Genomic DNA, 6721 nt, shown 5'->3' with positions numbered 1-6721 from the left:
TTTTTTTTTTTTTTTTTAATGATACGGCGACCACCGAGATCTACACGAACCGGTACACTCTTTCCCTACACGACGCTCTTCCGATCTCGACGGCATCGTGCGCATGATCGTCATCGGGCATAGTGTGCCGGCCGCGTTTCAGGCCGCGCTCGCGAGCGCCGAAGCGCCGCTCTCCGACTGTCTCCAGCGCGCGCTGCCGATGTTGCGCACCGGCGCGGAAATCGATCACGCGCTCGGCGCGGTCGCGCGCATGTATCGCGTGCGCGAGCTGGAGCTGGTCGGCTCGGTGCTGCGCGTATCGGTGAAATACGGCGGCCGCTCCGACGTGATGCTCGACCGCATGGCCGCGATGATGCGCGATCTGGAGCAGGCGAGCCGCGAGCTCGTCGCGCTCTCGACGGAAACGCGGCTGTCGTCGTGGGTGCTAGGTCTCCTGCCGATCCTGCTCGGCGCGATGGTGATCGTGACCAACCCCGCCTATTTCGATGCAATGTGGAGCGACGCGTTCGGCAAGCGTCTCGTCTACGTCGCCATCGCGCTGCAGATGCTCGGCGCGTGGCTCTTGTACCGGCTCGCGAGGCTCAGGACATGAACATGACGCCCGCCTTGCTCGGCGCGTGCGCGCTCGCCGCCGCCGCGCTCGCGGCCGGTCTGTGCGGCGTGCTCGCGCTGGGCCGATACGCGCGCATGCAGCGCTCGGCGCGCACGCTCGATCACGCGTTGAAGGAGCGCGCGACGGCGCCGCCCGCGCAAGACGCCGCGCCGCGAAAAGGGCTCGTCGCCGCGATCGGCCGTGCGAGCGCCGCGTGGCTCGATACGCCGTTCGGGCGCGTCGCGGTCGCGGAGGAAGATCGGCGGCTGCTCGAACGCTGCGGCTATCTCGACGCCGGCGCGCGCGGCCATTTTCTCGCGGCGCGCATCGCGGGCGCGGTCGCGGCGCCGCTCGCGCTGCTCGTGCTCGGGCACGGCGCGACGCACGGCGCGCGTTTCGTGCTGCTGCTGTTCATGGCGCTGTCGGCGGGATTCATGGCGCCGAAGTGGTTCGTGCGCCGCCGCGCGAACGCCCGTCAGAGCGCGGTGAACGGCGAATTGCCGATGTTCGTCGATCTGTTGCGCCTGCTGCAAGGCGTCGGCCTGTCGCTCGATCAGAGCCTGCAAGTGATGATTCAGGACTTCAGGAACGTGCTGCCCGTGCTTTCGACGGAACTCGCGCTCGCGCAGGCGCAGTTCGCCACCGGCCGCACGCGCGAGCAGTCGATGAAACGCCTCTCGACGAGCTACGACAACGAGGATCTCGCCGCGATCGTGCGGCTCGTCGTTCAGGTCGAAAAACATGGCGGCGCGGTGCAGGAGCCGCTCAGGCAATTCGGCGACCGCCTGCGTGAAACGCGCCGCGCGATGCTGCGCGAGCGCATCGGCAAACTCACCGTGAAGATGACGGGCGTGATGGTCGTCACGCTCTTGCCGGCGCTGCTGATCGTCACGGCGGGGCCGGGCTTCATCGCGGTGGTGCGTTCGCTGTCGGTGCTTCATCGATAAAGGGATGCTCATGATTCGATTACTCGCCGTGCCCCTGATCTGCGCGACGCTCGCCGCCTGCGCGACGAAGCAGGAAAACGGTTATGGCGTCGGCATTCAGGCCGAGCGTCAGGCCGCGCTCGCGCAGGCGCAGCAAAAGGACGCCGCGCCCGATACGCCCGGCATGTACCTCGCGCTCATCGACCGCATGCAGGCGCAAGGGCTGTGGTTCGCGTCGCTCGCGCATATCGACGCATACGAGCAGCAATACGGCGAATCGCCCGACACGATTCTCCTGCGCGCCGACGCGCTGCGTCAGACCGGCCAGCGCGACGCGAGCGCCGCCGCCTACGCGCGCCTCGCCGGCACGCCGCTCGCCGCACGCGGCCTGCGCGGTCTCGGCCTGCTCGCGGGCGAGGCGGGCGATTTCGCGGGCGCGGCGCAACGCTTCGAGGCCGCATCGAAACGTGCGCCGACCGACGCGCTCATGCTGTCCGATCTCGGCTACGCAAGACTGCGTTTGGGCGATGTCGCGGGCGCGCGCGTGCCGCTCATGAAGGCCGCCGAACTCGCGCCGGACAATCCGAAGATCATGAGCAACGTCGCGCTGTTTCTGCTCGCGAGCGGACAGGCGGCGAACGCGCAAGGCTTGATGACGCAGCAGAAGTTTGCCGCGGACGTGCAGCAGGCGATTCGCGGCGATGCGAAGCGCGTCGCCGATGCGGCGCGCGCGAGCGTCGCGTCGCGCTGATATCGACGATGAAGGAGAGGCAGATGACGCGAATCGGCATGTTCGTTCTGTGCGTGACGTTCGGCGCGGCGCAGCAGACGGCGAGCGCGCAGAGCGCAAGCGAGATCGGTCACGCGACGCAAGCGTGGCTCACGCTCCAGGCCGGCAACGCGGCCGCGGCGCCCGCGCAGCCGATGCCCGGCGCGCAGGCGGGCGCGGCCTACGAGCGCTATCTCAGGTCGTTCGAGACGCCGATTCCGGCGCGCTACGGCTCGTCGTTCGAAGACGGCGGGCGGCCTTCGCTCGACGTGAACTATCGCGACATGAACTGACGATCCATGACGACGCATCGATACATCGCATCGGTTCGGCGGCGCGAGCGCGGCGCGGCGGGCACGCTCGCGGCGATCTGGCTCGTCGTCGCCATCGCCGCGCTCGGTGCGATCGATATCGGCAATCTCTTTTTCGCGCGGCGCAGTCTGCAAAGCGTGGTCGATCTTGCGGCGAGTGCGGGCGCGCAAGTCGTCGATGCCGCGTGCGCGCGCGCGCAGGCCAGCGCGAACGGCAGCGCGACGAGCAACGGCTTCGATCCGTCGGCGGCGGGCAACGGGCTGAACGTCGCGTGCGGCCGCTGGGACGCGCAGACCAACGCCGCGCCCGATTACTTTTCGACGAACGGCGCGCCCGCGAACGCCGTGAAAGTGACGGCCTCGCGCACGGTGCCTTACTTCTTTCTCGGACCGGCGCGGCAGGTGACGGCGACGGCCATCGCCAAGGCGACGGGCGTCGGCGCGTTCTCGATCGGCACGACGCTCGCGAGCATCGGCGCGGGCACGGTGAACAGCCTGCTCAACGCGCTGCTCGGCACGAATCTGAATCTCTCGCTGGTGTCGTATCAGGGACTCGCGGATGCGCGCGTGCGCGTCGGCGATCTCGTCGCGGCGGCGGGCGCCGGGACCGTCGATCAACTGCTCGCGACGCAGCTCACCGCCGCGCAGATCGCGAAGCTGATGCTGACCGCGTTGCAGACGACGAGCGTCGTGAACGCGAATCTCTCGACCGCGCTCGGCGCGATGGGCGCGATCGTCGACGCGAATATCCCCGGCAATCAGACGATTCCACTCGGCAGCATCGACGGCGCGCCGGGGCTGCTGTCGGTCGGGCTCGCGAATACGCAAAGCGCGCTCGACGCGACCATCAACCCGCTCGAAGCGCTGTTCGTGGCGGCGGAGATCGCGCAGGCGGGCAAGGCCGCCGCGACCGTCGGCGCGGGGCTCGCGCTGCCGGGCCTGATTTCGGCCGCGCTCAAGGTGCAGATCGTGCAGCCGCCGGTGCTCGCCGTCGGCGAGGCGGGCAAGGACGCGAGCGGCCACTGGCGCACGCTCGCGCGCACGGCGCAGGTGCGCGCGTTCGTCGATGTCAGCGTGCTGCAACTGCCCTTGCCGGCGGGGCTCGGCGGCAGCCAGCCGACGGTGCATCTGCCGCTCTATATCGACGTCGCGCCCGGCGCCGCGTGGCTCGTGTCGACGCAATGTCAGGGCGCGGCATCGGCGCGGCGCTCGATGATCGGCGTGCAGACGGGCATCGCGAACGTCTGCGTCGGCGATACGCCCGCGAACATGGGCGCGTTCAGTTGCACGCGGCCCGCCACGCTCGTCAACGTGCCGAACCTGCTGACCGTGAGTCTCGCGGCGAGCCTGCCGGCGACCATGCCCGCGTCCGCCGCCACGACGCTTTCCTTCAACGGCGTGAGCGGCGACGGCGACGATTATCAGCCGGTGCCGTCCGCGCCGGGCGCGTCGCTCGCCAATGCGCTGTCCGGCCTCGGCGCGAGTCTGTCGGCGCCGGGCGGCCTCTCGGTCAGGTCGCCGATCCTGCCGCCGCTGCTGCTCGATACCGTTGCGCCGCTCTTGCTCGGCCTGCTGGTTCCGGCGCTCGCGAGCGTGCTCGCGGGTCTCGATCAGGCGCTGATGCCTGTCCTGCAACTGCTCGGCGCGCAAGTGGGAACGAGCATGATTCACGACCTGTCGCTCACGTGCGGCGAGTCGCAACTGGCCTACTGAACGACATGAGACAGATCAGCAAAATCGATGGCCTCGACATCCACGTGTGGGAAGGCAAGGCCGATATCGTCGAGCGCGTGGTGCGCGCGATGTCCGGCCAGGACGTGGACGTGCTGCGCGCGGACGGCACGTCGATCAGCGCGCCGCGCGAGTCCGACCGTCCCGCGCTCGCGATCATCAGCGTGAGCGTGATCGACGGCGGCGCGTTCGTCTTGCGCGACTGGGAAGCGCGTCATTCGATGCCGGTCATCTGGGTTGGCGCGGCGGCGCGCGAACGCGATCCGTCGATGTTTCCGCCGGACTACTCGCACATCCTGCCGCTCGATTTCACCGGCGCGGAACTGCGCGCGATGGTCGCGAAGCTCGCGCGGCAACTGCGCGCGCACGGCGAGGACACGCAGGCGTCGCATGCGTTGATCGCGCATGCCGAATGCATGGAGGCGCTGCTGCGCGAAGTCGATACCTTCGCGGATTGCGACACCAGCGTGCTGCTGCACGGCGAGACGGGCGTCGGCAAGGAACGCATCGCGCAACTGCTGCACGAGAAGCACTCGCGCTATTGCGAAGGTCCGTTCGTGCCGGTGAACTGCGGCGCGATTCCCGATGGCCTCTTCGAATCGCTCTTCTTCGGCCATGCGAAAGGATCGTTCACCGGCGCGGTGCTCGCGCACAAGGGCTACTTCGAACAGGCGAACGGCGGCACGCTCTTTCTCGACGAGATCGGCGACTTGCCGCTCTATCAGCAAGTGAAGCTGTTGCGCGTGCTGGAGGATCAGGCGGTCACGCGCATCGGCTCGGCGACGCCCGTGCGGCTCGAATTCCGGCTCATCGCGGCGAGCAACAAGTGCCTGCCGCAACTCGTGAAGGAAGGCGCGTTTCGCGCGGACCTGTATTACCGGCTCGCGGTGATCGAACTGAAGATTCCTTCGCTCGAAGAACGCGGCGCGGTGGACAAGATCGCGCTCTTCAAGACGTTCATCAGCGAGGTCATCGGCAAGGAGAAACTCGATACGTTGCCTGAACTTCCGTACTGGCTCGCCGATGCCGTCGCCGATGTGTATTTCCCCGGCAACGTGCGCGAGCTGCGCAATCTGGCGGAACGCGTCGGCGTGACGGTGCGGCAGCTCGGCGCATGGGACGAATCGCGCGTGAAGCGCCTGCTCGTGCTCGCGCGCAATGCGAGAACCGCGCCTGCGGAAAGCGGGTCGGACCTGCTGATCGATCGAAGCAAGTGGGACATGAACGAGCGCAATCGCGTGATCGCGGCGCTCGACGCGAACGGCTGGCGACGGCAGGATACGGCGCAGCATCTGGGCATCAGCCGCAAGGTGCTGTGGGAGAAGATGCGCAAGTTCCAGATCTTCGACGAAGAGCCGGAGACGCGGACGGTGTAGTTGCGCACGCGGCATCGCGCCATGATGCGCCTGACGTGGACGTAGACAAAAAAAACGCCGACGCACGAGGCGTCGGCGAAGTTCTGGCTTTACGAGGGCTGCCAGAAACGCTTCAATACGTCATGCCGCATCGGCGAGCCGAATGGTGCGAGGACCGTCGCGGCGCGTCGGGCGGCGCCGCGTCATTGCGCGGCCGATACGCGCGCCGGGCACGTTATCGATGCCGAATGCGGGCCGCGCGAGAAAGAAGCCTTGCGCGAGCACATGCGGCCACTGCGCGATCCATTGCGCCTGCGCGGCCGTCTCGACGCCTTCGACGACGATCGACACCTTCAAGCGCGTCAGCAGCGCGACAACAGACGAAAACACCACGCACGCGTTCGGGCAGTGCGGCGCTTCGGCCAGCAGTTCCTTTGCGATCTTCACGGTGCCGAAGTCGATCGGGCCGAGCGCGGCGAGACACGAATAGCCGGTGCCGAAATCGTCCATCGCGACGCTCACGCCTTTGTCCTTCAGATGCCTCACCACCTTCGGCATCGACGGCATGCGCGCGATATCCTCGCTTTCCAGCAATTCGAGTTCGATGCTATCGGGCGTGACGCCGTGCGCGCGGCAAATCGCGTCCATGTGATCCGCGAAGCCGGGCAGCGCCGCCACCGATGGCGGCACGTTCACCGCGACCGAATAATGCGCGCCGCCGCGCGCGCGCCACGCCGCGATTTCGCATGCGACCGTGTCCAGCACGAACCACGTGAGTTCGCGCATGATGTCGGCGTCCTTGAACGCCGCGCTGAATGCGCCTGGCAGCAATACGCCGTACTCCGGATGACGCCAGCGAATGAGCGCTTCCATTTGCGCGAGTTCGCCGTTGTCGACTCGGTAGATTCCCTGATAGGCGATGCAGAATTCGCCGGCCTTGAGGCCGTCGAGTATGCGATGCCTGAATGCATGATCCGAGTTCGGCGCGGCGTTCGCAACAGGCGAGCCGTGTGTCGTTCTGTTCATGCTTGAGCCAT

Annotated in this window: 6 protein-coding genes; 5 read left to right on the top strand and 1 reads right to left on the bottom strand. The window is 67.6% G+C overall.

What is annotated here, in order from left to right:
* The first annotated feature begins 594 nt into the window (after window positions 1-594).
* Genes NOV72_RS06070 through NOV72_RS06050 form a run of 5 tightly spaced genes read left to right on the top strand, consistent with a single transcriptional unit; the run spans window position 595 to window position 5705 of the window.
* Entirely contained in the window at window positions 595-1539 is a 945-nt protein-coding gene (locus tag NOV72_RS06070; RefSeq protein WP_106853722.1) for a type II secretion system F family protein, read from the top strand.
* Window positions 1540-1549: 10 nt separating this feature from the next.
* Complete coding sequence (locus NOV72_RS06065; RefSeq protein ID WP_181290860.1) at window positions 1550-2269, top strand: tetratricopeptide repeat protein; 720 nt, start codon at window positions 1550-1552, stop codon at window positions 2267-2269.
* Between the two features lie 38 nt (window positions 2270-2307).
* A complete protein-coding gene (locus tag NOV72_RS06060; RefSeq protein WP_245932921.1) occupies window positions 2308-2580 on the top strand; it encodes a DUF3613 domain-containing protein in 273 nt (90 codons plus the stop codon).
* 6 nt (window positions 2581-2586) lie between these two features.
* Window positions 2587-4311: a TadG family pilus assembly protein gene (locus NOV72_RS06055; RefSeq protein WP_106853673.1), complete on the top strand. Its 1725-nt coding sequence runs from the start codon at window positions 2587-2589 to the stop codon at window positions 4309-4311.
* A gap of 5 nt (window positions 4312-4316) precedes the next feature.
* Window positions 4317-5705, top strand: coding sequence for a sigma 54-interacting transcriptional regulator (locus NOV72_RS06050; RefSeq protein WP_106853672.1), 1389 nt, complete (start codon window positions 4317-4319; stop codon window positions 5703-5705).
* Between the two features lie 120 nt (window positions 5706-5825).
* Here NOV72_RS06050 and NOV72_RS06045 read toward each other — a convergent pair whose 3' ends face one another.
* Window positions 5826-6710, bottom strand: coding sequence for an EAL domain-containing protein (locus tag NOV72_RS06045; protein WP_106853671.1), 885 nt, complete (start codon window positions 6708-6710; stop codon window positions 5826-5828).
* Between the last annotated feature and the right edge of the window lie 11 nt (window positions 6711-6721).

The organism is Caballeronia novacaledonica (assembly GCF_900258035.1).
GTDB classification, from domain to species: domain Bacteria; phylum Pseudomonadota; class Gammaproteobacteria; order Burkholderiales; family Burkholderiaceae; genus Caballeronia; species Caballeronia novacaledonica.
The sequence above is the reverse complement of the archived record's forward strand: the minus strand, read 5'-3'. Positions and strand labels throughout refer to the sequence as shown.